Raw genomic sequence first — 25,087 nt, 5'->3', positions numbered from 1 at the left:
GCTGCATCCGTGATGGCGAGCACCTGTCCGCCCTGATGCCGAACCAAGGCATCCCCCTCTGGCCCAGCGCCAATTCCCTGACCTCCGGCAGATGAGCCCCCGGCGCGCCTATGGTAGAGTGGCAGCCTTTTTCCGAAGGGGCGTTTACTGTGTGGGAATTGGTCAAGTCCGGTGGTTGGATGATGCTGCCGATCATTCTGAGCTCCATCGCCGCCATGGCTATCGTCGTCGAGCGCCTGTGGACCCTGCGCGCCAGCCGCGTCACTCCGCCGCACCTGCTGGGCCAGGTCTGGATGTGGATCAAGGACAAGCAACTGACCAGTGACAAGCTCAAGGCCCTGCGCGCCGATTCGCCTTTGGGGGAAATCCTCGCTGCCGGGCTGGCCAACTCGCGCCATGGCCGCGAAATCATGAAGGAATGCATCGAGGAAGCTGCCTCGCGGGTCATCCACGAGCTGGAACGCTACATCAGCACCCTCGGCACCATCGCTGCCATGGCTCCGCTGCTCGGCCTGCTGGGCACCGTGCTGGGCATGATCGACATCTTCAGCGCCTTCATCGGCTCGCAGATGACCGCCAACGCGGCCGTACTGGCGGGCGGCATCTCCAAGGCCCTGGTCACCACTGCGGCCGGCCTGATGGTCGGTATCCCGGCGGTGTTCTTCCACCGTTTCCTGCTGCGCCGCATCGATGAGCTGGTGGTCGGCATGGAGCAGGAAGCGATCAAGCTGGTGGAAGTACTCCAGGGCGACCGTGAAGTGGAAGTGGCCGGAGGCAAGGCGTGAAGTTCCGGCGCAATCGCCAGCGGGAGAACGTCGACATCAACCTGGCGTCGCTGATCGACGTGGTGTTCGTGCTGCTGCTGTTCTTCGTGGTTACCACCACCTTCACCCGCGAGACCCAGCTGCGCGTCGAGCTGCCCGAAGCCACCAGCGCCGAGCAGGCGCCGGCCGACCAGGGCAAGCTGGTGGAAATCACCATCAGCGCCGAAGGCGTTTATTCGGTGAACAACCACCTGCTGCCCAAGAGCGACCTGGCCACCCTGAGCGAAGCGATCGAGCGTGAGTCGGGCGGCGACAACAAGCTGCCGCTGGCCATCAGCGCCGATGGCAGGACCCCGCACCAGGCTGTAGTCACCGCGATGGATGCCGCCGGCAAGCTCGGTTTCAGCCAGCTGCGCATGACCACGGTCGAGGCGGCCCAGGGTACGCCTTGATGGCCTTCGCCGACCGATTGCTCGCGGCCTGGTACGCCGGTCACCCGGCCCTGGCGCTGCTGCGCCCGCTGGAGGCGCTGTACCGCGGCGTGGTCACCCGCAAGCGAGCGCGTTTCGTGCGTGGCGAAAGCGCCAGCTACCGGGCTCCGGTGCCGGTCATCGTGGTGGGCAACATCACCGTGGGCGGTACCGGCAAGACACCGATGATCCTCTGGCTGATCGAGCACTGCCGGCGGCAGGGGCTGAAGGTCGGGGTGGTCAGCCGGGGCTATGGCGCCAAGCCGCCGCAGCTGCCATGGCGCGTGCAGGCCAACCAGCCCGCCGAGCAGGCCGGCGACGAACCGCTGCTGATCGTGCAGCGCAGCGGCGTACCGCTGATGATCGACCCCGACCGCTCCCGCGCGGTACAGGCATTGCTGGCCAGCGAACCCCTCGACCTGATCCTGTGCGACGACGGCATGCAGCACTACCGCCTGGCGCGTGACCTCGAACTGGTGCTGATCGATGCCGCCCGCGGCCTGGGCAATGGCCGCTGCCTGCCGGCGGGGCCGTTGCGTGAGCCGGCCGAGCGCCTGCACGAGGCGGATGCGGTGCTGTTCAACGGTAGCCGCGACGACCGCGCCGATGGCTTCGGCTTCTGCCTGCAACCATCCGCCCTGGTCAACTTGCGCAGTGGCGAGCGCCGCGCGCTCGATCATTTCCCCGCAGGCCAACGCCTGCATGCGGTGGCCGGTATCGGCAATCCGCAACGTTTCTTCAATACCCTGCTGGGGCTAAACTGGCAGCCGGTGCCGCATCCCTTTGCCGACCATGCGCAGTTCAGCGCCGAAAGCCTGGCCTTCAGCCCGCCACTGCCACTGGTCATGACCGAGAAGGACGCGGTGAAATGCCGGGCCTTCGCCGCTGACGACTGGTGGTACCTGGCTGTCGACGCACAGCCAACGCCGGCTTTCAGCGCCTGGTTCGACAACCAGTTGCAGCGCTTGCTGCGCAAGCCCTGAGCCCGTTTTCAATTTCCGGCCACCTGGCCTAAAGGAAGCTCCAATGGACACCAAACTGCTCGATATCCTGGCCTGCCCGATCACCAAGGGGCCGCTCAAGCTCAGTGCCGACAAGACCGAGCTGATCAGCAAGGGCGCAGGCCTGGCCTACCCGATCCGCGATGGCATCCCGGTGATGCTGGAAAGCGAGGCGCGCACCCTGACCGACGATGAGCGTCTGGACAAATGAGCCTGAACTTCACTGTGGTGATTCCCGCCCGTCTGCGCTCCACGCGCCTGCCGGGCAAGCCGTTGTTGCCGATCGCCGGCAAGCCGATGGTCCAGCATGTGTGGGAACAGGCGCGCAAGAGCGGCGCCAGCCGTGTGGTCATCGCCACTGACGATGCCAGCATCGTCGAAGCCTGCCAGGCCTTTGGCGCCGAAGTGCTGCTGACCCGTGCCGACCACGAATCAGGCACCGACCGCCTGGCCGAGGTGGCCGCACACCTGGGCCTGCCAGCCGATGCCATCGTGGTCAACGTGCAGGGCGACGAGCCGCTTATCCCGCCAGTGATCATCGACCAGGTGGCGGCCAACCTGGCCGCGAACCCGCAGGCTGGCATCGCCACCCTGGCCGAGCCTGTGCATGAGCCGGAAACCGTGTTCAACCCCAATGCGGTCAAGGTGGTCAGTGACAAGCATGGCCTGGCCCTGACCTTCAGCCGCGCGCCACTGCCCTGGGCGCGTGACGCGTTCGCCAGCGGCCGTGACCAGCTGCCGGCGGGCGTGCCTTACCGTCGCCACATCGGCATGTACGCCTACCGTGTCGGCTTCCTGCAGGACTTCGTCAGCTGGGGGCCGTGCTGGCTCGAGCAGACCGAATCGCTGGAACAACTGCGGGCGCTGTGGCACGGCGTGCGCATTCACGTCGAGGATGCCATCGAGGCGCCTGCCGTTGGCGTGGATACTCCGCAAGACCTGGAGCGCGTACGGCGCTTGCTGGAGGCCTGATGCGCATTCTGTTCGTCTGCCTGGGCAATATCTGCCGCTCGCCCACGGCCGAAGGCGTGCTGCGCCATCAACTGCAGGCTGCCGGGCTTGCCGACAAGGTGCATGTGGCGTCAGCCGGCACTGGTGACTGGCATGTCGGCAAGGCGCCCGACAGCCGTACCTGCAAGGCGGCGCTCGCGCGCGGGTATGACCTTTCGCAGCAGCGCGCCCAGCAGGTCAAGGCGGCGCATTTTGCCGAGTATGACCTGATCCTGGCCATGGACGAGAGCAATCTCAGCCATCTGCGCGCCCTGCGCCCGCATACGGCAGTGGGGGAGCTTGACCTGTTCCTGCGCCGCTATGGCGCAGCGCTGGATGAAGTACCAGACCCGTATTATGGCGGCGCCGACGGCTTCGAGCAGGTGCTCGATCTGGTCGAGGCGGCTTGCCAGGCGCTGGTGCTGGAAATCAAGGGGCGGCTATGACACTGCAGTGGCAGGAGCAGGTATCGCTCAAGCCTTACAACACCTTTGGCATCGACGTGAAGGCGCGCTATTTCAGCCCGGCACATGACGACCAGGAAGTGCGCCAGGCATTGAGCCAGGCGCAGCAGCGCGGCTTGCCGGTGCTGGTCATTGGCGGTGGCAGCAATGTGTTGCTGACCGGGGATATCGACGCATGGGTATTGCACATGGCCAGCCGTGGTCGGCGTGTGCTCAGTGACGATGGCGAACGCATCGTGGTCGAGGCCGAGGCCGGTGAGTCCTGGCACCCGTTCGTGCAGTGGACCCTGGCGCAGGGCTATTGCGGGCTGGAGAACCTCAGCCTGATCCCTGGCACGGTTGGCGCTGCGCCGATGCAGAACGTTGGCGCCTACGGGGTGGAGGTCAAGGACGTGTTCCTCGGCCTGACCGCCATGGACCGCGAGACCGGCGCGCTGCGTGACTTCGGCCTGGCGGAATGTGCGTTCGGTTATCGCGACAGCCTGTTCAAGCGTAACCCTGGGCGTTGGTTGATCCTGCGTGTGCGCTTTGCCTTGAGCCGCACCTTGCACGCCCGCCTGGACTACGGCCCGGTGCGTCAGCGCCTGGCAGAGCAGGGCGTGAGCGAGCCGACCGCGCAGGCGATCAGCGAAGCGATCTGCAGCATTCGCCGCGAGAAACTGCCAGACCCGGCAGAGCTGGGCAATGCCGGTAGCTTCTTCAAGAACCCGGTGGTAGCGGCGGAGCAGGTCGAGCGTATTCGTGTCCAGTACCCTGGCGTGGTGGCATATCCCCAGGCCGACGGGCAGGTGAAGCTGGCAGCCGGCTGGTTGATCGAGCAGGCCGGCTGGAAGGGCTACCGCGAGGGCGATGCCGGGGTGCATCGCTTGCAGTCGCTGGTGCTGGTCAACCATGGTCAGGCGAGCGGGGCGCAGATGCATGTGCTGGCGCGGCGGATCCAGGCCGATATCCTGGAGCGCTTCGGCGTCGAGCTGGAGATGGAGCCCAACCTCTACTGATTCAGTGCCTGGGCTGGCCCTTTCGCGGCTAAAGCCGCTCCCACAGGGTGAGGGTAGTGGGGCCCCTGTGGGAGCGGCTTTAGCCGCGAAGAGGCCGGTACAGGAAAAACGCTCAGCCAAGAAAAAGCCCCGCCAGTTCTCACTGGCGGGGCTTTTTCATTCAGCCTTGGCTATCAACCGTGATGAGGTTTTTGCTCATCGGTGGATTCCAGGGCAGGTTCCTCGGCCGCTGCAGCAGCTTCCTGTGCGGCTTTGGCAGCAGCCTCGGCCTCACGCTTGCGGCGGCGCACTTCACGCGGATCGTTGGGCGCACGGCCGTTGGCCAGCATGACAGTGGCAGGTTCGGCAACCACAGAGGCTGCAACCGGAGCAGGCTCGACGACTACCGGCTCGACGACCGCCGGGGCAGGCTCGGCGGCAACCACTTCTGGCTGGGCCTCGACAACCGGCGCAGGCTGCTCGGCAACCGCGGCGGTTTCGATCACGGCCGGGGCCTGTTCGATTTCACCGGCCTCGACAGCAGGCGCTTCGGTCGCAGCTTCGCTAGCCACGGCTGGCTCGGCGGCTGGTGCCGCTTCAAGCACGGGCTGCGGTGCGACTTCGATCACAGGCTCGGCGCTTGCCTCGACTACGGCCACAGGCTCGCTGAACGGTTGCTCGACCACCGGTGCCACGGCAACTTCTTCCGCCTTGGCGGCTGCTTCGGCCTGCTCTGCAGGCTGGGCGGCTTCGCGGTCGCCGATTTCTGCAGCAGCGACTTCAGCGGTGGCCAGCTCGGCCTGCTGGTTGGCCTGGGCTTCGGCTTCGGCGCTGATGCTGCTGCTGGCAACAGCGGCAGTCACGGCCAGGCCCGCAGCCAGTTCGGCGCCCAGCTCGGTGGCCTGGTGCTGTTGCGGCTGCTCTTCGTTGCCTTCTTCGTCGCTGCCTTCGATCAGCTCACCATTGGCGTTGCGCTGACGCTCACGACGGTTGCTGCGACGACGCTGGCCACGGGAGCGGCGGCGTGGGCGCTCGCCATCGGTGCCTTCCTGTTCGTCCTGCAGCAGCTCTTCGTTCGGCAGTTGCTCTTCGGCCAGTTCGGCAGCCTGCACGGCCGCTTCTTCGGCTACACGTGGCTGACGCTCTTCACGTGGTGGGCGTGGCGTGCGTTCTTCGCGTGGAGCACGTTCTTCGCGTGGTGCGCGTTCTTCACGTGGAGCACGTTCTTCGCGTGGTGCGCGTTCTTCACGTGGAGCACGTTCTTCGCGTGGTGCGCGTTCTTCACGTGGAGCACGTTCTTCGCGAGGGGCGCGTTCTTCACGTGGAGCACGTTCTTCGCGAGGGGCGCGCTCTTCACGCGGAGCACGCTCTTCGCGGGCTACACGTTCTTCACGCGGCTGACGTTCCTCGCGCTCGGCAGGGGTGGCGTCCAGCGGCTCACGCAGTTCACGCACGCGCTCTTCGCCACGGTTGCCGCGGCGGTCTTCGCGTGGCTGGCGTGGGGCGCGCTCTTCACGCGGTGCACGCTCTTCGCGTGGGGCGCGTTCTTCACGTGGCGCGCGCTCTTCGCGCGGTGCACGTTCCTCACGTGGTTGGCGCTCTTCACGTGGAGCGCGTTCGGCACGTTCTTCACGTGGCTTGCGCTCCTCGTCGCGGCGGCCGTTGCGGTTGCGGCTCTGCTGGCGGCCGTTGCGGCGTTCTTCGTTGCGCGGGCTGCGCTCGGCTGCCGGTTTTTCGGTGGCAGTGACCACCGGCGCGGCGGCAGGTTCTTCCTTGCCGGCGAACAGGCTGACCAGCGATTTCACCAGGCCCTTGAACAGGCTCGGCTCCGGCGCGCTCGGGGCAGCCACCGGAGCGGCAGGCTGCGGCTCTTCAACGGTGGCCGGCACCGGCGCATTGGCGCGCGCTGGAGCGGTCTTCACCGCGGCTTCCTGGCGAACCAGGGTGCGGGTGGCCGTCGGCTGCGGCGCTTCTTCGGCTTCGGCGGCGGCGATTTCGTAGCTGGACTGGTTGCTCAGCACTTCCGGATTGTCGTCGCGCAGGCGCTGGACTTCGAAGTGCGGGGTTTCCAGGTGATCGTTCGGCAGGATGATGATGCGCGCACGGGTGCGCAGTTCGATCTTGGTGATCGAATTGCGTTTCTCGTTGAGCAGGAACGCGGCCACCGGGATCGGCACCTGGGCGCGCACTTCGGCAGTGCGGTCTTTCAGGGCTTCTTCTTCGATCAGGCGCAGAATGGCCAGCGACAGCGATTCGACATCACGGATGATGCCGGTGCCGGAGCAACGCGGGCAGACGATGCCGCTGCTTTCGCCCAGCGATGGGCGCAGGCGCTGGCGGGACATTTCCAGCAGGCCGAAGCGCGAGATGCGGCCTACCTGGACGCGGGCGCGGTCGGCTTCCAGGCATTCGCGGACGCGTTCTTCAACGGCGCGCTGGTTCTTTGCCGGGGTCATGTCGATGAAGTCGATGACGATCAGGCCGCCGATGTCACGCAGGCGCAGCTGGCGGGCGATTTCCTCGGCCGCTTCCAGGTTGGTCTGCAGGGCGGTTTCTTCGATGTCGCTACCTTTGGTCGCACGTGCCGAGTTGATGTCGATGGACACCAGGGCTTCGGTGGGGTCGATCACGATCGAGCCACCGGACGGCAGGTCGACCACGCGCTGGAAGGCAGTCTCGATCTGGCTTTCGATCTGGAAGCGGTTGAACAGCGGCACGCTGTCTTCGTACAGCTTGACCTTGCTGGCGTACTGCGGCATCACCTGGCGGATGAAGGTCAGGGCCTCTTCCTGGGCATCGATGCTGTCGATCAGCACTTCGCCGATGTCCTGGCGCAGGTAGTCGCGGATGGCGCGGATGATGACGTTGCTTTCCTGGTAGATCAGGAACGGTGCGGCGCGGTCCTGGGACGCTTCCTTGATGGCGGTCCACAGCTGCAGCAGGTAGTCGAGGTCCCACTGCATTTCTTCGCTGCTGCGGCCAAGGCCGGCGGTGCGCACGATCAGGCCCATGTCGCCCGGGACGGTCAGGCCGTTCAGGGCTTCGCGCAGTTCGTTGCGTTCCTCGCCTTCGATGCGGCGGGAGATGCCGCCGGCACGCGGGTTGTTGGGCATCAGTACCAGGTAGCGGCCGGCCAGGCTGATGAAGGTGGTGAGGGCGGCGCCTTTGTTGCCGCGCTCTTCCTTCTCGACCTGGACGATGACTTCCTGGCCTTCGCTCAGGACTTCCTTGATGTTGACCCGCCCTTCGGGGGCTTTCTTGAAGTATTCGCGGGAGATTTCTTTCAGCGGCAGGAAGCCGTGACGTTCGGAACCGAAGTCGACGAAGGCGGCTTCGAGGCTGGGTTCGATGCGGGTGATCTTGCCTTTGTAAATGTTGGCCTTTTTCTGCTCACGCGCGCCGGACTCGATGTCCAGGTCGTAGAGACGTTGGCCGTCCACCAGGGCTACACGCAACTCTTCGGGTTGAGTTGCGTTAATCAGCATTCTTTTCATGTTGTACCGTCGGTTTCCGGGCTGCCGGAAACGGCGTTCGGCACACACGACGTCTCATGGTCGGTGCCAAGGTGCGCAAAGGGTGGCCGGGCCACCCCCGTGTCGAGCAACGTTCGGCACCAGCCGGTTGCCCAGCCTGCCGTTGTCGCGACGACGCGTCCTGTTTGCTGCGGTGCCAACAGGGCCCCGGTGGCTTCGAATTGGAATCCGAATCAACCAAGCGGGCCTTGTGCACTCAGTCAGGAGGAGGAATCAACCGTCAGCCGTGGACGCCCGGAGGCATCTGTTCAGGACCTTATCCGCTCGCCAGCCGTCAGTGGGCTGGTGGCCGGACGCGGTGCTACACGGTCCGAGGGCTGTGCATCTCCACCCTGCACGTATCCCTGATAATTCGGGTGCTGCCGCGCGCTGAATCCGCAACGGGTTGCATTTTTCGCCAGCGCAGTTTCTGCGCTGGCGCCATTCATGTCCAAGGCAGGTATTTCCGAAGCATTCGCCGGGCGTTGCGTGGAAGCGACGGGCGGGCAGAGGTGCAGCGAAAAGAATCGGGTAAGCAGGTGAAACACCGCACTTGTCGTTTTTTTTCGGTCTTCTCTACACGGCGCTGGTGGCGATTCCAGGCAATTCGGTAAACTGGCGAAAACCCCGTAGGACGGCCTCGCGTCCTGGAGAATTGCGTTGGTCAGGGACCGGCTAGGAGCCTGGTGCCGCTGGCCTGCCGCTTTTGGCGGCGTTCGCGACTATAGCAGCAATGATTAAGTGCTTCAATTCCATAAAAAATTGTTATGATCCCGCCATGACGACCAATACCCCTCCGACTTCCGGCGTTCAGCTGATCGAAGTCGCGCCGGAACTTGCCGGCCAACGCATCGACAATTTCCTTATCACGGCCCTCAAGGGCGTGCCCAAGACGCTGGTCTACCGCATCCTGCGCAAGGGTGAAGTGCGGGTCAACAAGGGCCGCGTCAAGCCGGAATACAAGATCCAGGCCGGTGACATCGTGCGGGTACCGCCCGTCCGCCTGCCCGAGCGCGACGAACCGGCGCCGGTGGCCCAGGGCCTGCTGCAGCGCCTGGAAGCGGCCATCGTCTACGAAGACAAGGCGCTGATCGTGATGAACAAGCCGGCCGGCATCGCCGTGCATGGCGGCAGTGGCCTGAGTTTTGGCGTGATCGAGGCGCTGCGCCAGCTGCGCCCGGATGCCAAGGAACTGGAGCTGGTGCACCGCCTGGACCGCGACACCTCCGGCCTGCTGATGATCGCCAAGAAGCGCAGCATGCTGCGCCACCTGCATGCCGCGCTGCGCGGTGACGGTGTCGACAAGCGCTACATGGCGCTGGTGCGCGGCCACTGGCCGACTTCGAAGAAACAGGTCAGCGCGCCGTTGCTCAAGAGCAACCTGCGCTCCGGCGAGCGCATGGTCGAGGTCAACGATGAAGGCAAGGAGGCCTTGACCCTGTTCCGCGTGCTGCGCCGCTTTGGCGAGTTCGCCACCATTGTCGAGGCGCGCCCGGTCACCGGCCGTACCCACCAGATTCGCGTGCACACCCTGCATGCCGGGCATATGATCGCCGGCGACAGCAAGTACGGCGATGAAGACTTCAGTCGCGAAATTCGCGAGTTGGGTGGCAAGCGCCTGTTCCTGCATGCCTACGCGCTGACCGTGCCGCTGCCGGACGGTGGCGAGCTCAAGCTCGAGGCGCCGGTGGATGAGGTCTGGGCGAAAACCGTTGAGCGTCTGAGTGCATCCTGATCTATGAAAAAAGCCTATGAGCTGCTGATCTTCGACTGGGATGGCACCCTTGCCGATTCCATCGGGCGTATTGTCGAGGCCATGAATGCCGCCGCCGAACGTGCCGGTGAGGCGCTAAGCAGCGATGATGCGATCAAGGGCATCATCGGCCTGGCCCTGGGCGAGGCGATCCAGACCTTGTATCCGCACCTGGCGCCAGCGCAAGTCGAAAGCTTCCGTCAGCACTATGCCGATATCTACATGGCTCTGGACCAGCAGCCCTCGCCACTGTTCGACGGCGTGGTGGAGTCGCTGGATGCCTTTCGTACCGAGGGGTACCGCCTGGCAGTGGCTACCGGCAAGGCGCGCCGCGGGTTGGACCGCGTGCTCAAGGCCAATGGTCTGGAGCAGTTCTTCGACATCACCCGCGCCGCCGACGAGACTCGCGGCAAGCCGCATCCGCGCATGCTCGAGGAAATCCTCGGCCATTGTGGCGTCGAGCCGGCGCGCGCGCTGATGGTTGGCGATTCGGCGTTCGACCTGCAGATGGCCAGCAATGCTGGCATGCATTCGGCGGCCGTGGGCTATGGTGCCATGTCGCTGCAGGCGCTGGCCGAGTTCGGGCCGCAGGTGTGCATCGATCACTTTTCCCAGTTGCGCGAGTGGCTGGGAGGTTCCGCAATTCCTTTCCAAGGTAGGTAAGCATGGCAGACGAATGGAAAGCCCCTGAGGCCGAAACCGAGGAGCGCGAAGCGCGCAACAGCTGGAGGCTGCTGGAAAAGACCCTGTTGGCGAACGTTCAGGAGCATCGCCGGACGCGTCGCTGGGGGATCTTCTTCAAGCTGCTGACCTTCGTCTACCTGTTCGGCATCCTGGCGTTGTTCACGCCGCTGATGGATATGGACAAGGCCGCGTCGCGCAATGTCAGCCATACCGCGTTGGTCGAGGTGCGCGGCATGATTGCCGATCAGGAGTCGGCCAGCGCCGACAATATCGTCAAGGGCTTGCGCGAGGCGTTCAAGGACAGCAAGACCAAGGCAGTGGTGATGCGTATCAACAGCCCGGGTGGCAGTCCGGTGCAGGCGGGCTACGTGTATGACGAAATCCGCCGCCTGCGCGCCGAGTATCCGGCCATCAAGCTGTACGCGGTCATCACTGACCTGGGCGCTTCCGGTGCTTACTACATTGCCAGTGCGGCGGACGAGATCTACGCCGACAAGGCCAGTCTGGTGGGCTCCATCGGCGTGACGGCGGCGGGCTACGGTTTTGTCGGCACCATGGAGAAGCTGGGTGTCGAGCGACGAGCCTACACCTCCGGCGAGCACAAGGCCTTCCTCGACCCGTTCTCGCCGGAAAAGCCCGACGAGACCCGGTTCTGGCAAGGTGTGCTGGATGTCACCCACAAGCAATTCATCGCCATGGTCAAGCAGGGGCGCGGCGAGCGCCTGAAGGACAAGGAGCACCCTGAGCTGTTCAGTGGCCTGGTCTGGTCGGGTGAGCAGGCCAAGGAGCTGGGGTTGGTCGATGGGCTGGGCAGTGCCAGCTACGTGGCGCGGGAAATCGTTGGCGAGAAGGAGCTGGTGGATTTCACCGTGCAGGAATCGCCGCTCGATCGCTTCTCCAAGCGCGTAGGGGCCAGCGTGGCCGAACACCTGGCCATGTGGATGGGGTTCCAGGGGCCGCAGTTGCGCTGAACCAAGATTGCCGGGGCCGCAACGCGGCCCCAGGGTCTCAAGGGATGGCCGTGCCTTCCTTGGTCAGCATATCCACCAGCCGAATCAAAGGCAGCCCGATCAGGCTGGTCGCATCGCACCCGTGCGTGCTCTGGAACAGGCTCACCCCCAGCCCCTCCGCCTTGAAGCTGCCAGCGCAATCCAGCGGCTGTTCTGCCGTCACATAGCGCTCCACCTGCTCGCGGCTCAGTTCACGCAATGTCACGGTAAACGGCACGCAATCCACCTGACATTGCCCGGTGGCGCTGTTCAGTAGTGCCAGCCCGGTCAGAAAGCTCACCTGTTGCCCGCTGCACTCAAGTAACTGCTCGCAGGCGCGCTCGAAGGTGTGCGGCTTACCCAGCACCTGCTCGCCGAGCACCGCAACCTGGTCCGAACCAATGATCAGGTGCGCGGGGTGGCTGCTGGCCAGTGCTTCTGCCTTCTGCCTGGCCAGGCGCCGCACCAGGTCCGCCGCCGGTTCGCCAGGCAGGCGCTGTTCGTCTATGTCGGGGCTTGCCCAGCTGAAGGGCAGGCGTAGGCGTGCGAGCAGTTCGCGGCGGTAGGCAGAGCTGGAAGCCAGTAACAGAGGAAGCATGGTAGACTCCTGAATCGGTTTAACCAAATTCTATCACGCACGATGCCGCCGAATTTCCTTTGACAGGGGCGGGGGGCATCCCTAGAATGCTGCGCCTATGTTGAATGACCCGATTCCACCTCACGTTGACCCGCGCAAATTGGCTGATCGTGGCGTAACCCTTAATGGTTCGCTGCAACTCGCTGATTTGGAAAGACTCTGCGACCCGCTTTCCGACAATGTCGGTACGGTGCAGGCGAAGTTCGATTTTGAACGAGATGAACAGCACGTAGTGGTTATCCACAGCGAGCTGGACGTCGAGGTCAAGATGGTTTGCCAGCGTTGTCTTGAGCTGGTCACCCTGCCGATCCACAGCGAATGTACATACGCCGTGGTGAAGGAGGGTGCGAATACCCAGTCGTTGCCGAAAGGCTATGACGTGCTGGAACTGGGCGAAGATCCATTGGATCTGCAGGCATTGATCGAGGAAGAGCTTCTGCTCGCCTTGCCAATCGTGCCTGCTCACCATCCGGAAGAATGCCAGCAGCCGGCGGGCGCAGACGAGCCCGAATCGAGCAAGGACGAGGTATCGCGGTCCAACCCGTTCAGTGTTTTGGCGCAGTTAAAGCGTGACCCAAACGTTTAGGAGTTAATCAATTATGGCTGTTCAGCAGAACAAAAAATCCCGCTCTGCCCGTGACATGCGCCGTTCGCACGACGCCCTGTCGGAAAACGCGCTGTCGGTAGAGAAAACCACCGGTGAAGTACACCTGCGTCACCACGTTTCGCCAGAAGGCGTATACCGTGGTCGCAAAGTGATCGACAAGGGCGCTGACGAGTAATCCTTGTCCGCTCAGATCATCGCGATCGACGCAATGGGCGGGGACTTCGGTCCCCGCAGCATTGTCCAGGCTAGCATTGCCTGCCTTTCGGCTACTCCCTCGCTGCACCTGACCCTCGTCGGTCAACCCTCCCTCCTTGAAGATCTTGTCAGCGGCCTTGCGGCTGCGGATCGCGCGCGCCTGCAGATTGTGGCCGCCAGCGAGGTGGTCGGCATGGACGAGCGGCCCTCCCAGGCGCTGCGCGGCAAGCCCGACTCGTCGATGCGCATTGCCCTCGAACTGGTGCGCGACGGCAAGGCTCAGGCCTGTGTCAGTGCCGGCAACACCGGGGCGCTGATGGCGCTGTCGCGGTTCGTGCTCAAGACCCTGCCGGGTATCGATCGACCGGCCATGGTGGCGGCGATCCCGACCCAGTCCGGCTATTGCCAGCTGCTCGACCTGGGGGCCAATGTCGACTGCAGTGCTGAAAACCTCTACCAGTTCGCCGTGATGGGTTCGGTGGCTGCCCAGGCCCTGGGCGTGCACAGGCCGCGTGTGGCGCTGCTGAACATCGGCACCGAGGACATCAAGGGCAACCAGCAGGTCAAGCTGGCGGCCAGCCTGTTGCAGAACGCCCGCGGGCTCAACTATGTGGGCTTCGTCGAGGGTGACGGGTTGTATCGTGGCGAGGCGGACGTGGTGGTTTGCGACGGGTTCGTTGGTAACATCCTGCTCAAGTCCAGTGAGGGGCTGGCAACGATGATCGGTGCGCGCATCGAGCAGTTGTTCAAGGGTGGCGTGTTGTCGCGGGTGGCCGGGGCCATGGCGATGCCGCTGCTCAAGCGCCTGCAGGCCGACCTGGCGCCGGCGCGGCACAATGGGGCGAGCTTCCTCGGGTTGCAGGGCATCGTCATCAAGAGCCATGGCTCGGCGGGGGTGCAGGGCTTCCAGAGTGCCATCCAGCGGGCGTTGATCGAGATTCAGGAGAACCTGCCGCAGCGCTTGCATGGGCGCCTGGAGGACCTGTTGCGGTAGCTTGTGCCTGTGAAAAATGGCTGGCACAGGTAAACGAAGATCTTAGGCATATCGCCGATGAAGTGCTTAAATGTGACCGCGCAGGTGGAGTCTCCATCCAAGCTTTCAGATTCTGCGCCTGGCCCGGGGCCTGGCGCACCCTATCCGACGACAAGATCATAAGGGCTTGTTCAATGTCTGCATCTCTCGCATTCGTCTTTCCCGGTCAAGGTTCCCAGTCGCTGGGCATGCTCGCCGAGCTCGGCGCCGAGAAGCCAGTGATCATCGAAACCTTCAAGGAAGCGTCCGAGGCACTTGGTTACGACCTGTGGAAGCTGGTCCAGGAAGGCCCGGAAGAACAACTCAACCAGACCGACAAGACCCAGCCGGCCATTCTGACTGCCTCCATCGCCCTGTGGCGCCTGTGGCTGGAAGAGGGCGGTGCACGGCCGGCGTTCGTTTCCGGTCATAGCCTGGGCGAATACAGCGCCCTGGTTGCTGCTGGCAGCATCAGCCTGAAGGACGCCGTGCGCCTGGTCGAACGCCGTGGCCAGCTGATGCAGGAAGCCGTGCCGGCCGGCCATGGTGCCATGGCTGCCATTCTCGGCCTGGACGATGCCGTGGTGGTTGAAATCTGCGCCGAAGCGGCCGAAGACCAGGTGGTCAGCGCGGTCAACTTCAACTCGCCAGGCCAGGTAGTCATCGCCGGCAACAAGGCCGCAGTAGACCGTGCCATGGAGCTGTGCAAGGCCAAGGGCGCCAAGCGCGCCCTGCCGCTGGCGGTCAGCGTACCGTCGCACTGCGCACTGATGAAGCCGGCTGCCGAGCGCTTTGCCGAGTCGGTCAACGCCATCGAGTGGAAGGCCCCACAGATCCCCGTGGTGCAGAACGTCACCGCTGCCGTGGCCGCCGACCTCGACGCCCTCAAGCAAGACTTGCTGGCGCAGCTGTACCAGCCGGTGCGCTGGGTCGAGTGCGTGCAGACCCTGGCGGCGAACGGTGCCGTCAACCTGGTCGAGTGCGGTCCGGGCAAGGTCCTGGCCGGCCTGAACAAGCGTTGCGCCGATGGTGTGACCACCTACAACCTCAACACCCCTGACGCCGTCGCCGCCACCCGCGCGGCGCTGGCCTGATTTGGAGAAGCTTGCATGAGCCTGCAAGGTAAAGTTGCACTGGTCACCGGCGCCAGCCGTGGCATTGGCCAGGCCATCGCCCTCGAGCTGGGCCGCCAGGGCGCGACCGTGATCGGTACCGCCACTTCGGCTTCCGGTGCCGAGCGCATTGCTGCCACCCTGAAGGAACACGGCATCACCGGTACCGGCATGGAACTGAACGTGACCAGCGCCGAATCTGTTGAAGCTGTACTGGCCGCCATTGGCGAGCAGTTCGGTGCCCCCGCCATCCTGGTCAACAACGCCGGCATCACCCGCGACAATCTCATGCTGCGCATGAAGGACGACGAGTGGTTCGACGTGATCGACACCAACCTGAACAGCCTCTACCGTCTGTCCAAGGGCGTGCTGCGTGGCATGACCAAGGCGCGTTGGGGTCGTATCATCAGTATCGGCTCGGTCGTCGGTGCCATGGGTAACGCCGGCCAGGCCAACTATGCGGCCGCCAAGGCGGGCCTCGAAGGTTTCAGTCGCGCCCTGGCGCGTGAAGTGGGCTCGCGCGGTATCACCGTCAATTCGGTGACTCCGGGCTTCATCGATACCGACATGACCCGCGAGCTGCCGGAAGCGCAGCGCGAAGCCCTGCAGACCCAGATCCCGCTGGGCCGCCTGGGCCAGGCTGACGAAATTGCCAAGGTGGTTTCGTTCCTGGCATCCGACGGCGCAGCGTACGTAACTGGCGCCACCGTGCCGGTCAACGGCGGGATGTACATGTAACACTGCAACTGAATGTGACGGGTTTCGTAAAAAAAGAGTCATACTGCGAGCCTAAAATCCGTTATAAAGCTGCAACCGAATTTTAGGCAGCGGGTAGGCTGGCTAGCCTGAAAGTGCGTTTAGCTTGAAAAGCGAACGTCTTTCTATAAAATTAGCCACCGGCCAGCTGCCTGACATATATCCATTAGGAGTGAAAACTAGGTATGAGCACCATCGAAGAACGCGTCAAGAAAATCGTCGCCGAGCAACTGGGCGTGAAGGAAGAGGAAGTGACTGAGTCCAAGTCCTTCGTCGATGACCTGGGTGCCGATTCGCTTGACACCGTTGAGCTGGTGATGGCTCTGGAAGAGGAATTCGAGACCGAAATCCCTGACGAAGAAGCCGAGAAGATCACTACCGTTCAAGCTGCCATCGACTACGTCAAAGCCCACCAGGCCTAAGACGCGCTAGTCGACGCTACTTGTCGGGGAAAACCGCACTGCCTTCGCCGGCGTGCGGTTTTTTCTTTGCGAGCGCCCGTATTTTTCCAGGCTGCCTCGTTCACTGCGCACTCTAGAGCCTGTTGCCATTCCATTCCTGCGCTTGAATGCAATGGCAAGAGACTCTGTTACTAGAAAAGGAGAGTACTGTGTCGCGTAGACGCGTCGTGGTCACCGGTATGGGTATGCTGTCGCCACTGGGTACCGATGTACCGAGCACATGGCAGGGCATTCTGGCTGGCCGCAGTGGCATCGGTCCGATCGAACACACGGACCTGTCTGCCTACTCCACCCGTTTTGGCGGCTCGGTGAAAGGCTTCGAGGTCGAGCAATACCTGTCGGCCAAAGAGGCCCGCAAGCTCGACCTGTTCATCCAGTACGGCCTGGCGGCCGGTTTCCAGGCGGTGCGCAATGCCGGCCTGGAAGTCACCGACGCCAACCGCGAGCGGATTGGCGTGGCCATGGGCTCGGGTATCGGTGGCCTGACCAACATCGAAGAAACCAGCCGCACCCTGCACGATTCGGGGCCGCGTCGTATTTCGCCGTTCTTCGTGCCGGGCTCGATCATCAACATGATCTCCGGCTTCCTGTCGATTCACCTGGGCCTGCAGGGGCCGAACTACGCCATCGCCACGGCCTGCACCACCGGCACCCACTGCATCGGCATGGCCGCGCGCAACATCGCCTACGGTGAAGCTGACGTGATGATCGCCGGTGGCGCCGAAATGGCTGCCTGCGGCCTGGGCATGGGCGGTTTCGGTGCCTCGCGTGCACTGTCCACCCGCAACGACGAGCCAAGCCGGGCCAGCCGCCCGTGGGACAAGGGCCGTGACGGCTTCGTGCTGTCCGATGGTGCCGGTGCCCTGGTGCTTGAAGAGCTGGAACACGCCAAGGCGCGCGGTGCCACCATCTACGCCGAGCTGGTCGGCTTCGGCATGAGCGGGGATGCCTACCACATGACATCGCCGCCCGACACCGGCGAAGGCGCTGCCCGCTGCATGGCCAACGCCCTGCGCGATGCCGGCATCCAGCCGCAAGAGGTCAGCTACATCAACGCCCATGGCACCTCCACCCCGGCGGGCGACATCGCTGAAGTCGCAGCGATCAAGCGCGTGTTCGGCGAGCATGCCTACAAGCTGGCGGTCAGCTCGACCAAGTCGATGACTGGCCACCTCTTGGGCGCTGCCGGTGCGGTGGAAGCGATCTTCAGCGTCCTGGCAATCAACAGCCAGATGGCACCGCCTACCATCAACCTGGACGAGCCGGACGAAGGTTGCGACCTCGACTTCGTGCCGCACCAGGCGCGCAGCATGCCGATCGATGTGGTGCTGTCCAACTCGTTCGGTTTTGGTGGTACCAACGGTTCGCTGGTATTCCGCCGGTTCGCCGGTTGATGCACAGCTGGATCGACGGCCAGCCAGCGGCTGCAGTCAACCTGCAGAACCGCGGCCTGGCCTACGGCGATGGCCTGTTCGAGACCATCGCCGTGCGTGGCGGCCGGCCCAGCTTGCTGGACGGCCACCTCGCCCGCCTGGCGCTGGGTTGCCAGCGCCTGGCGATCGATGCCGACTTGGCACTGGTGCGCGAAGAACTGCTGCGTTACGCCAGCCAGCTCGCTGATGGCATTGCCAAACTCATCATTACCCGTGGCGACAGCCAGCGCGGCTATGCGCCGGTTGCCGGTGCCATGCCGCGGCGTATCCTGCAGGGCAGCCCGTTGCCCAGCTATCCTGTCGAACATGCCGAGCACGGCGTGCGGCTGTTCCTGTGCCAGACCCGGCTTGGCGAGCAACCCCTGCTGGCCGGGCTGAAACACCTCAATCGTCTGGAGCAGGTGCTGGCCCGTGCCGAATGGCAGGACAGCGAACATGCCGAAGGCCTGATGCGCGATGGGCAGGGCAGGCTGATCGAAGGGGTGTTCAGCAATCTGTTCCTGGTGCGCGAGGGCAAGCTGTTCACGGCTGACCTCAGCCGTTGTGGCGTCGCTGGCGTCATGCGCGCGGCGTTGCTGCAACAGGCGGTGCTGCAGGGCATCCCGGTGCAGGTCTGCGACTTGCCGTTCGAGGCGCTGGAACAGGCCGATGAAGTGTTTGTCTGCAATAGTGTCTACGGTGTCTGGCCTGTGCGTGGCATAGCCGCGCTAAACTGGTCGCCGGGCCCGCTCACCCGTAAACTGCAGGCCGTTGCCCGTACGTTACTGGAAACCTGAATTCGTGAGACGCAAATTCCTGCTGCTGCTGGAAATGAGCTTGATCCTTGCCGGCCTGGCTGTGGGCTGGTCGGCCTGGAAAGTCAACTCGGTTTTGCAGCAGCCCTTGCACGTGACGCAGGAACGCCTGCTCGACGTGCCTAATGGCACCAACCCCAACCGCATGTTCTATCGCATGCAGAGCGAAGGGTTGCTGGACGACGCTGTCTGGTTGCGCCTGTACTGGCGTTTCAATATGGCCGGTACCCCCCTGCACACCGGCGAGTACCGCCTGACTCCCGGCATGACCGTCGAGCAGTTGTTCGATGCCTGGCGACGGGCCGACGTGGTGCAGTACAACCTGACCCTGGTCGAGGGCTGGACCTTCCGTCAGGTGCGTGCTGCGGTGGCAAGGCATGAAAAGATCAAGCACACCCTGGACGGCCTGTCGGATGCGGACGTCATGGACAAGCTCGGCCATACCGGAGTGTTCCCCGAAGGGCGCTTCTTCCCCGACACCTACCGCTTCGTGCGGGGCATGAGCGACGTCGAGCTGCTGCAGCAGGCGTACATGCGCCTGGATGAAGTGCTGGCCAAGGAGTGGGCGGAGCGCGCCACCGATCTGCCGTACCGCGACCCGTACCAGGCGCTGATCATGGCCTCGCTGGTGGAGAAGGAAACCGGTATTCCCCAGGAGCGCGGGCAGATCGCCGGCGTCTTCGTGCGGCGCCTGCGCATGGGCATGATGCTGCAGACCGACCCGACGGTGATTTACGGCATGGGTGAGCGCTACAACGGCAAGATCACTCGCGCCGACCTGCGTGAGCCGACGCCGTACAACACTTACACCATGACCGGCCTGCCGCCGACGCCCATTGCCATGGTCGGGCGCGAGGCGATTCACGCGGCGCTCAACCCGTCCGATGGCACCAGCTTGTATTTCGTCGCCCGTGGCGATGGCAGCCATGTGTTTTCCGACGACCTCGACGACCATAATTCGGCCGTGCGCGAGTTCCAGCTCAAGCGCCGTGCGGACTATCGCTCCAGCCCCGCACCGCAGCCCCAGCCGGGTGCCGACGCGGGCGCGTCGCCTGAGGCGCCAGCGGCGGTTGAGCCGGCCGAGCAGCCCGCGCTCGATCAACCGCCTGCGCAGGACGCCCCGGTTGGCGGCGCGCAAGCGGCCGAACGGCCGACGCCTGACGAACAACATTAAGGACTGCCTGTGAGCGGCTTGTTTATTACTTTGGAAGGCCCCGAAGGCGCGGGCAAGAGCACCAATCGTGACTACCTGGCCGCGCGCCTGCGCGAGCAGGGCCTGGACGTGGTGCTGACGCGTGAGCCAGGCGGTACACCGCTGGCGGAAAAGGTGCGTGAACTGCTGTTGGCGCCCAGCGATGAAAGCATGGCGGCCGACACCGAACTGCTGCTGGTGTTCGCTGCCCGTGCCCAGCACCTGGCGCAGGTGATCCGCCCGGCGCTGTCCCGTGGAGCAGTGGTGTTGTGTGATCGCTTCACCGATGCCACCTATGCCTATCAGGGCGGCGGGCGCGGTCTGCCTGCCGAGCGCATCGCCATTCTGGAGCAGTTCGTCCAGGGTGACCTGCGTCCGGACCTGGCCCTGGTCTTCGACCTGCCGGTTGAAGTGGGCCTGGCCCGCGCCGCAGCGCGCGGGCGTCTTGACCGTTTCGAACAGGAAGGCCAGGCGTTTTTCGAAGCTGTACGGCAGGCCTACCTGCAGCGCGCCCAGCGCGCGCCACAGCGCTACAAACTGCTGGACGCAGCCCAGCCTCTGGAAGCCGTGCAGCGTGCTATCGATGCGCTGCTGCCGGACATCGTGGAGCGATGCCGTGGCTGAGGCCTTTCCCTGGCAGCAGGCCCTCTGGCAACAGCTGGCCGGCCGCAGCCAGCACGCCCACGCATACCTGCTGCATGGGCCGCAGGGTATCGGCAAACGGGCCCTGGCCGAGCGCCTGATGGCGCGTCTGCTGTGCCAGCAACCCCAGGGCCTGGAGGCCTGTGGTGGGTGCAAGTCCTGCCTGTTGCTCAAGGCCGGCAGCCACCCGGACAACTTTGTCCTCGAACCCGAGGAAGCCGACAAGCCGATCAAGGTCGACCAGGTGCGCGAACTGGTGGCTTTCGTGGTGCAGACGGCGCAACTGGGTGGGCGCAAGGTGGTGCTGATCGAGCCGGTTGAGGCGATGAACGTCAACGCTTCCAACGCCTTGCTCAAAAGCCTCGAAGAGCCCTCCGGCGACACTGTGTTGCTGCTGGTCAGTCATCAGCCCAGCCGTCTGCTGCCGACCATCAAGAGCCGCTGCCAGCAGGTCGCCTGCCCGCAGCCCAGTCTGGCCCAGAGTCGGGCCTGGCTGGCGAGCGCGCTTCCCGACAGTGACGAAGCCGAGCGTGACGAGTTGCTGACGTTGGCTGCCGGTTCGCCGTTGATGGCTGTCAGCCTGCAGGCGCAGGGCGTGCGCGAGCAGCGGGCGCTGGTGACCGACGGAGTGAAGAAGCTGCTCAAGCAGCAGCAATCGCCCAGCCAGCTGGCCGAGGCCTGGAGCAACGTGCCGCTGTTGCTGCTGTTCGATTGGTTCTGCGATTGGTCGCACCTGATCCTGCGCTACCAATTGACCCAGGACGAGGAGGGGCTAGGCTTGGCCGATATGCGCAAGGTGGTGCAGTACCTGGCGCAGAAGAGCCGCCAGGCCAAGGTGCTGGAGGTGCAGGCGTGGCTTCTGGAGCAACGCCAGAAGGTGCTGGGCAAGGCCAACCTCAATCGTGCCCTGTTGCTTGAATCGCTGCTGGCTCACTGGCTGCAGTTGCCGGGCGCCCGCTGATCTTCATTTTTTCATGTGTGCCGTTATCCCATGCTCGTAGATTCCCATTGTCACCTTGACCGTCTTGACCTGAGCGCTCACCAGGGTTCTCTCGATGCCGCCTTGCAGGCGGCGCGTGAGCGCGGGGTCGGGCACTTTCTGTGTATCGGCGTCAGTGCCGAGAATGCCGGCGCGGTGAAGGCGCTGAGCGAACAGTACGCCGATGTCGATTGCTCGGTGGGCGTGCACCCGCTGGACCTCGCGCCTGGCGAGACCCCGGCGCTGGAATGGCTGTTGCGCGAGCTGGCCCACCCGCATGTGGTGGCGATTGGCGAAACCGGGCTGGATTATCACTACGAGCCGGAGGCTGCCGAGCTGCAGCAAGCGTCGTTCCGCTTGCACCTGGAGGCCTCGCGGCAGACCGGCAAGCCGGTGATCGTGCACACCCGCGCGGCCCGCGCTGACACCTTGGCGCTGTTGCGCGAGGCTGATCTGCCGCAGGCGGGTGTATTGCACTGCTTCACCGAAGATTGGGAGATGGCCAAGGCCGCGCTGGACCTGGGGTACTACATTTCCTTGTCTGGCATTGTCACGTTCCGCAATGCCGATGCCTTGCGTGAGGTGGCGCGGCAGGTGCCGGTCGACAGGCTGCTGGTGGAAACCGATTCGCCGTATCTGGCGCCGATTCCGCATCGTGGCAAGCCGAACCTGCCGCAGTATGTGCGCGAGGTGGCGGAATATGTGGCTTCGTTGCGGGGGGCCAGCTATGCGCAATTGGCCGAACAGACGACGGCCAACTTCAAGCGCCTGTTCCCATTGGCACGCGTGGCTTGATTGATGAGGTGTAGAGGTTGTGTGAGGGCTACCCGCTGCCCGCCGCAACCCTTGCAGTACCTGTGAGAGCCAGCGCCGCCTGCGCAGCGTTCGATTTTGCTGGCACCGCAAAACTCACGGCAGGCACTTTGCAGCCCACATTCCCCGCAAAAAAACACACACAAAAAAAACCCGGGTTCTGGGGGGGGAATCCGGGTCAAGACCATTAGGAGTAAAACAAAGGTACGCGGTCCCTGAGCACCTTTATCGGCGCGCCACTTGGGGGGGATGCGCCGCGCCAACACTTCTAGTATTGGCCAGGTTTGGCGCAGTGCCAGTGCCTGTTGGTCGTTTTTTAAACAGATTTGGAATACGCCGACGTTTCATTCCTCCCGCAGCGCATGGCCGTATGCATCATGAAACATAGACATGCGTGGATGATCCGTGCAATTTCCTGCAAGTTAGGCATAATAAACCGCTTCGATTGTCATCCAGCTCCTTCCTATGCAGAAAGAACCTCGTAAGGTCCGTGAGTTTCGCCGTCGCGAACAGGAAATCCTCGACACCGCGCTCAAACTGTTCCTCGAACAGGGTGAGGACAGCGTCACCGTCGAGATGATCGCCGACGCCGTGGGCATCGGCAAAGGCACGATCTACAAGCACTTCAAGTCCAAGGCGGAGATCTACCTGCGCCTGATGCTCGACTACGAGCGCGACCTGAACGCGCTGCTGCACTCGGCCGATGTCGATCGCGACAAGGAAGCCTTGTCGCGCGCCTATTTCGAGTTCCGCATGCGTGACCCGCAGCGTTACCGGCTGTTCGACCGTCTGGAAGAAAAGGTGGTCAAGGGCAACCAGGTACCGGAAATGGTCGAGCAGTTGCACAGCATCCGCGCTTCCAACTTCGACCGCCTGACCCAGCTGATCAAGGGCCGTATCAGCGAAGGCAAGCTCGAAGACGTGCCGCCGTATTTCCACTATTGCGCTGCCTGGGCGCTGGTGCATGGCGCTGTAGCGCTGTACCACTCGCCGTTCTGGAGCAACGTGCTGGAGGATCAGGAAGGCTTCTTCCAGTTTCTCATGGACATCGGCGTGCGCATGGGCAACAAGCGCAAGCGCGACCCGGAACCGTCGAACTGAAGCAGTCCTGCGCTTCCCTTTGATACCGGCATGCAGCGGGGCTTGCAAAAACCTGATTTATGAGTCAGGTTTTGTCAGCCCCATCATCCATGCCGGAGTCATTCATGATCGTCGATCGTCAAGGCAGGCGTTTTCGCAACCTGCGCGTCAGCCTGACGGCTGCCTGCAACTACGCCTGTACCTACTGCGTCCCCGATGGCAAGCGCCTGGTGGCAGCGCAGGACGAGTTGTCGGCAGATTCACTGGCTCGCGGCGTGGCCTACCTGATCGAAGCCGCCGGTATCGAGCGTTTGCGCATCACTGGCGGCGAGCCATTGGTCAGCCAGCGTCTGGAGGGCTTTCTGGCCGCCGTGGCCAGGCTCGACCTCGACGATATCTCGCTGACCACCAATGGCCAGTTGTTGGCGCGCAAGTTGCCCCAGCTGCAGGCGGCGGGTATTCGCCGACTGAACATCTCGCTCGACACGCTGGACCCACAGGCCTTCCGCCGCATCGCCCGCGGAGGTGACCTGGCGAGCGTGCTGGCGGGTATGGAGCAGGCCGGCGCGCTTGGCATGCACATCAAGGTAAACATGGTGCCGATGCGCGGGCAAAACCTCGACCAGGTATTGCCGCTGCTGGACTACTGCCTTGCGCGCGGTTTTGAACTGCGTTTCATCGAGCTCATGCGCATGGGGCACCTGGCCCGCGACCATAACGCGTTCCTGCAGCAGTTCGTCGGCCTTGACCAGTTGCTCACGCTGATCGCTGCTCAGCATGCCTTTGTCCAGGTCGATGCGCCGCCAGGTGCCACCGCCTTGCGTTATCAGGTTCCCGGCAAAGGCCACTTCGGTGTGATCGCCAATGAAAGCGTACCGTTCTGCCGTAGCTGCTCGCGGCTGCGCCTGTCCTCCACAGGTTGGCTGCATGGCTGCCTGTCGTCGGGTAATCGCCACTACATCGGTGACTTGCTGGAGAAGCCGCGCCATCAGGCACTCCCGGCCTTGCAGCGCTTACTGGTCAAAGCCCTCGCAGACAAGCAGGAACTGGCGTTTTCCGGCGATGTGATGGTGATGAAGGTGATCGGGGGCTGAAGCTGGCGCAAAAGCTGCATCCGCCGGCTATTCGCCGGTTTTTCGTCGCCGGCCACTGGAGGAAAGATGCGTAGCCTGGTCTTGCTGCTGGCGCTGATGGCGCTCGGCGGTTGTATGAATGTCAGCGATATGGGCGAAGGCGTCCGTTATCACATGAGCGATGCCGGTCTGCTGGACCACAGTGATACCCGTCGCACCCTGTCGATCCGCCTGCAGCCCGATTCGTTCATCTTCATTGGCCAGGGTGCATTCGTGCCTCCGGGCAAGGGGCCGGTGCCACGCCAGAATGTGGTCGCCGAGCAGGCATTCAAGAGCTTCGTCGAATATTTCCCGCTGGTACGCCGTGCCCAGGGGCCACTGGGCCTTGAAGAGGCCATCGCCCAGGCGCGCTCGGTGGGGGCCGATTATGTGCTGTACACCCGCTTTGCGCGTACCGATGACCGCATCGGCAATGGCGACGAATGGTACGACGAACAGGCCGTCGACCGCCTGGGCTGGGACACTGGCGTGGTGCAGATGATGCTGATCGAGACCAACACCCGCTACCTGATCGATACTGCGCGTATCAAGAGCCGTGGCGGTTTGTTGACGTTCCACGACAATACCCCGGAAGATTTGCTTGCGGCGCCGATGCGCGAGTACGCTCGTAGCCTCCTGGGCATGAGTGAATGAGGCA

Annotated in this window: 27 protein-coding genes; 25 read left to right on the top strand and 2 right to left on the bottom strand. The window is 63.8% G+C overall.

The features are described from left to right. The first annotated feature begins 149 nt into the window (after nt 1–149). From HU760_RS18050 to murB, 7 genes are read left to right on the top strand one after another with little or no spacing between them, the layout of a single operon-like run. Nucleotides 150–785 (top strand): MotA/TolQ/ExbB proton channel family protein, encoded by a 636-nt coding sequence (locus HU760_RS18050; protein WP_170028901.1) that lies wholly within the window; start codon nt 150–152, stop codon nt 783–785. Beyond that, complete coding sequence (locus tag HU760_RS18045) at nt 782–1,216, top strand: ExbD/TolR family protein (RefSeq protein ID WP_186680321.1); 435 nt, start codon at nt 782–784, stop codon at nt 1,214–1,216. The genes HU760_RS18050 and HU760_RS18045 overlap by 4 nt, the downstream gene beginning before the upstream one ends. After that, nucleotides 1,216–2,217, top strand: coding sequence for a tetraacyldisaccharide 4'-kinase (gene lpxK, locus HU760_RS18040; protein ID WP_186680306.1), 1,002 nt, complete (start codon nt 1,216–1,218; stop codon nt 2,215–2,217). The genes HU760_RS18045 and lpxK overlap by 1 nt, the downstream gene beginning before the upstream one ends. A 43-nt stretch (nt 2,218–2,260) precedes the next feature. Next, nucleotides 2,261–2,446 carry a Trm112 family protein gene (locus tag HU760_RS18035; RefSeq protein ID WP_003247142.1) on the top strand — a complete coding sequence of 62 codons (186 nt, stop codon included), beginning with the start codon at nt 2,261–2,263 and terminating at the stop codon, nt 2,444–2,446. Continuing rightward, nucleotides 2,443–3,207: a 3-deoxy-manno-octulosonate cytidylyltransferase gene (gene kdsB / locus HU760_RS18030; protein WP_186680303.1), complete on the top strand. Its 765-nt coding sequence runs from the start codon at nt 2,443–2,445 to the stop codon at nt 3,205–3,207. Before HU760_RS18035 ends, kdsB begins: the two co-directional genes overlap by 4 nt. Then, nucleotides 3,207–3,671 carry a low molecular weight protein-tyrosine-phosphatase gene (locus HU760_RS18025; protein ID WP_186680300.1) on the top strand — a complete coding sequence of 155 codons (465 nt, stop codon included), beginning with the start codon at nt 3,207–3,209 and terminating at the stop codon, nt 3,669–3,671. Before kdsB ends, HU760_RS18025 begins: the two co-directional genes overlap by 1 nt. Then, entirely contained in the window at nt 3,668–4,687 is a 1,020-nt protein-coding gene (gene murB, locus HU760_RS18020) for a UDP-N-acetylmuramate dehydrogenase (protein ID WP_186680297.1), read from the top strand. The genes HU760_RS18025 and murB overlap by 4 nt, the downstream gene beginning before the upstream one ends. 173 nt (nt 4,688–4,860) lie before the next feature. Here the strand turns inward: murB and rne are convergent, their stop codons facing one another. Next, a complete protein-coding gene (gene rne / locus HU760_RS18015) occupies nt 4,861–8,160 on the bottom strand; it encodes a ribonuclease E (RefSeq protein ID WP_217858974.1) in 3,300 nt (1,099 codons plus the stop codon). 796 nt (nt 8,161–8,956) lie between these two features. Between rne and rluC the strand changes: the two genes are divergently transcribed. Genes rluC through HU760_RS18000 form a run of 3 tightly spaced genes read left to right on the top strand, consistent with a single transcriptional unit; the run spans nt 8,957 to nt 11,586 of the window. Continuing rightward, a complete protein-coding gene (rluC, locus tag HU760_RS18010; protein WP_186680276.1) occupies nt 8,957–9,913 on the top strand; it encodes a 23S rRNA pseudouridine(955/2504/2580) synthase RluC in 957 nt (318 codons plus the stop codon). 3 nt (nt 9,914–9,916) lie between these two features. After that, nucleotides 9,917–10,594 (top strand): HAD family hydrolase, encoded by a 678-nt coding sequence (locus HU760_RS18005; protein WP_186680273.1) that lies wholly within the window; start codon nt 9,917–9,919, stop codon nt 10,592–10,594. 2 nt (nt 10,595–10,596) lie between these two features. Continuing rightward, nucleotides 10,597–11,586: a S49 family peptidase gene (locus HU760_RS18000; protein WP_186680270.1), complete on the top strand. Its 990-nt coding sequence runs from the start codon at nt 10,597–10,599 to the stop codon at nt 11,584–11,586. Between the two features lie 37 nt (nt 11,587–11,623). Here HU760_RS18000 and HU760_RS17995 read toward each other — a convergent pair whose 3' ends face one another. Then, nucleotides 11,624–12,202: a Maf family protein gene (locus tag HU760_RS17995; protein WP_186680267.1), complete on the bottom strand. Its 579-nt coding sequence runs from the start codon at nt 12,200–12,202 to the stop codon at nt 11,624–11,626. Nucleotides 12,203–12,299: 97 nt separating this feature from the next. Here HU760_RS17995 and HU760_RS17990 point away from each other — a divergent pair, with 97 nt between their 5' ends. The 15 genes from HU760_RS17990 to HU760_RS17920 all read left to right on the top strand — a co-directional run bounded on the left by HU760_RS17990 (nt 12,300) and on the right by HU760_RS17920 (nt 25,083). Beyond that, nucleotides 12,300–12,827 (top strand): YceD family protein, encoded by a 528-nt coding sequence (locus tag HU760_RS17990; protein WP_012313431.1) that lies wholly within the window; start codon nt 12,300–12,302, stop codon nt 12,825–12,827. A gap of 13 nt (nt 12,828–12,840) precedes the next feature. Continuing rightward, entirely contained in the window at nt 12,841–13,023 is a 183-nt protein-coding gene (rpmF, locus tag HU760_RS17985) for a 50S ribosomal protein L32 (RefSeq protein ID WP_010223221.1), read from the top strand. A 3-nt stretch (nt 13,024–13,026) separates the two neighbouring features. Further along, nucleotides 13,027–14,037, top strand: a complete 1,011-nt coding sequence (gene plsX, locus HU760_RS17980; protein ID WP_186680264.1) for a phosphate acyltransferase PlsX — start codon at nt 13,027–13,029, stop codon at nt 14,035–14,037. 173 nt (nt 14,038–14,210) lie between these two features. Then, nucleotides 14,211–15,149 (top strand): ACP S-malonyltransferase, encoded by a 939-nt coding sequence (gene fabD / locus HU760_RS17975; RefSeq protein WP_186680261.1) that lies wholly within the window; start codon nt 14,211–14,213, stop codon nt 15,147–15,149. Nucleotides 15,150–15,164: 15 nt separating this feature from the next. Continuing rightward, entirely contained in the window at nt 15,165–15,905 is a 741-nt protein-coding gene (gene fabG, locus HU760_RS17970; protein WP_003247160.1) for a 3-oxoacyl-ACP reductase FabG, read from the top strand. Between the two features lie 203 nt (nt 15,906–16,108). Further along, on the top strand, nt 16,109–16,345 hold the full coding sequence (gene acpP, locus HU760_RS17965; RefSeq protein ID WP_186680258.1) for an acyl carrier protein: 237 nt from the start codon (nt 16,109–16,111) through the stop codon (nt 16,343–16,345). A gap of 188 nt (nt 16,346–16,533) precedes the next feature. Then, nucleotides 16,534–17,778, top strand: coding sequence for a beta-ketoacyl-ACP synthase II (gene fabF / locus HU760_RS17960; RefSeq protein WP_186680255.1), 1,245 nt, complete (start codon nt 16,534–16,536; stop codon nt 17,776–17,778). Continuing rightward, complete coding sequence (gene pabC, locus HU760_RS17955) at nt 17,778–18,593, top strand: aminodeoxychorismate lyase (RefSeq protein ID WP_186680241.1); 816 nt, start codon at nt 17,778–17,780, stop codon at nt 18,591–18,593. The genes fabF and pabC overlap by 1 nt, the downstream gene beginning before the upstream one ends. Nucleotides 18,594–18,597: 4 nt before the next feature. Beyond that, entirely contained in the window at nt 18,598–19,785 is a 1,188-nt protein-coding gene (gene mltG, locus HU760_RS17950) for an endolytic transglycosylase MltG (RefSeq protein WP_186680238.1), read from the top strand. Between the two features lie 9 nt (nt 19,786–19,794). Further along, nucleotides 19,795–20,427: a dTMP kinase gene (tmk, locus tag HU760_RS17945; RefSeq protein WP_186680235.1), complete on the top strand. Its 633-nt coding sequence runs from the start codon at nt 19,795–19,797 to the stop codon at nt 20,425–20,427. Next, complete coding sequence (locus tag HU760_RS17940; protein WP_186680232.1) at nt 20,420–21,406, top strand: DNA polymerase III subunit delta'; 987 nt, start codon at nt 20,420–20,422, stop codon at nt 21,404–21,406. Before tmk ends, HU760_RS17940 begins: the two co-directional genes overlap by 8 nt. A gap of 30 nt (nt 21,407–21,436) precedes the next feature. After that, nucleotides 21,437–22,219: a TatD family hydrolase gene (locus tag HU760_RS17935; protein ID WP_186680229.1), complete on the top strand. Its 783-nt coding sequence runs from the start codon at nt 21,437–21,439 to the stop codon at nt 22,217–22,219. A gap of 483 nt (nt 22,220–22,702) precedes the next feature. Next, nucleotides 22,703–23,338 (top strand): TetR/AcrR family transcriptional regulator, encoded by a 636-nt coding sequence (locus HU760_RS17930; protein ID WP_003260720.1) that lies wholly within the window; start codon nt 22,703–22,705, stop codon nt 23,336–23,338. A gap of 104 nt (nt 23,339–23,442) precedes the next feature. Next, nucleotides 23,443–24,411, top strand: coding sequence for a GTP 3',8-cyclase MoaA (locus tag HU760_RS17925; protein ID WP_186680226.1), 969 nt, complete (start codon nt 23,443–23,445; stop codon nt 24,409–24,411). Nucleotides 24,412–24,477: 66 nt separating this feature from the next. Then, nucleotides 24,478–25,083: a DUF4823 domain-containing protein gene (locus tag HU760_RS17920; protein ID WP_170028926.1), complete on the top strand. Its 606-nt coding sequence runs from the start codon at nt 24,478–24,480 to the stop codon at nt 25,081–25,083. Nucleotides 25,084–25,087: the final 4 nt, after the last annotated feature.

The organism is Pseudomonas oryzicola (assembly GCF_014269185.2).
In the GTDB taxonomy this organism is placed as follows: Bacteria; Pseudomonadota; Gammaproteobacteria; order Pseudomonadales; family Pseudomonadaceae; genus Aquipseudomonas; species Aquipseudomonas oryzicola.
This window is presented reverse-complemented; position numbering and strand designations above follow the sequence as displayed.

Bases quoted from the DNA above. Each gene is read 5' to 3' on its own strand.
- lpxK (WP_186680306.1), top strand. From the start codon at position 1,216: ATGGCCTTCGCCGACCGATTGCTCGCGGCCTGGTACGCCGGTCACCCG.
- HU760_RS18035 (WP_003247142.1), top strand. From the start codon at position 2,261: ATGGACACCAAACTGCTCGATATCCTGGCCTGCCCGATCACCAAGGGG.
- kdsB (WP_186680303.1), top strand. From the start codon at position 2,443: ATGAGCCTGAACTTCACTGTGGTGATTCCCGCCCGTCTGCGCTCCACG.
- HU760_RS18025 (WP_186680300.1), top strand. From the start codon at position 3,207: ATGCGCATTCTGTTCGTCTGCCTGGGCAATATCTGCCGCTCGCCCACG.
- murB (WP_186680297.1), top strand. From the start codon at position 3,668: ATGACACTGCAGTGGCAGGAGCAGGTATCGCTCAAGCCTTACAACACC.
- rne (WP_217858974.1), bottom strand. From the start codon at position 8,160: ATGAAAAGAATGCTGATTAACGCAACTCAACCCGAAGAGTTGCGTGTA.
- rluC (WP_186680276.1), top strand. From the start codon at position 8,957: ATGACGACCAATACCCCTCCGACTTCCGGCGTTCAGCTGATCGAAGTC.
- HU760_RS18005 (WP_186680273.1), top strand. From the start codon at position 9,917: ATGAAAAAAGCCTATGAGCTGCTGATCTTCGACTGGGATGGCACCCTT.
- HU760_RS18000 (WP_186680270.1), top strand. From the start codon at position 10,597: ATGGCAGACGAATGGAAAGCCCCTGAGGCCGAAACCGAGGAGCGCGAA.
- HU760_RS17995 (WP_186680267.1), bottom strand. From the start codon at position 12,202: ATGCTTCCTCTGTTACTGGCTTCCAGCTCTGCCTACCGCCGCGAACTG.
- HU760_RS17990 (WP_012313431.1), top strand. From the start codon at position 12,300: ATGTTGAATGACCCGATTCCACCTCACGTTGACCCGCGCAAATTGGCT.
- rpmF (WP_010223221.1), top strand. From the start codon at position 12,841: ATGGCTGTTCAGCAGAACAAAAAATCCCGCTCTGCCCGTGACATGCGC.
- fabD (WP_186680261.1), top strand. From the start codon at position 14,211: ATGTCTGCATCTCTCGCATTCGTCTTTCCCGGTCAAGGTTCCCAGTCG.
- fabG (WP_003247160.1), top strand. From the start codon at position 15,165: ATGAGCCTGCAAGGTAAAGTTGCACTGGTCACCGGCGCCAGCCGTGGC.
- acpP (WP_186680258.1), top strand. From the start codon at position 16,109: ATGAGCACCATCGAAGAACGCGTCAAGAAAATCGTCGCCGAGCAACTG.
- pabC (WP_186680241.1), top strand. From the start codon at position 17,778: ATGCACAGCTGGATCGACGGCCAGCCAGCGGCTGCAGTCAACCTGCAG.
- HU760_RS17935 (WP_186680229.1), top strand. From the start codon at position 21,437: ATGCTCGTAGATTCCCATTGTCACCTTGACCGTCTTGACCTGAGCGCT.
- HU760_RS17930 (WP_003260720.1), top strand. From the start codon at position 22,703: ATGCAGAAAGAACCTCGTAAGGTCCGTGAGTTTCGCCGTCGCGAACAG.
- HU760_RS17925 (WP_186680226.1), top strand. From the start codon at position 23,443: ATGATCGTCGATCGTCAAGGCAGGCGTTTTCGCAACCTGCGCGTCAGC.
- HU760_RS17920 (WP_170028926.1), top strand. From the start codon at position 24,478: ATGCGTAGCCTGGTCTTGCTGCTGGCGCTGATGGCGCTCGGCGGTTGT.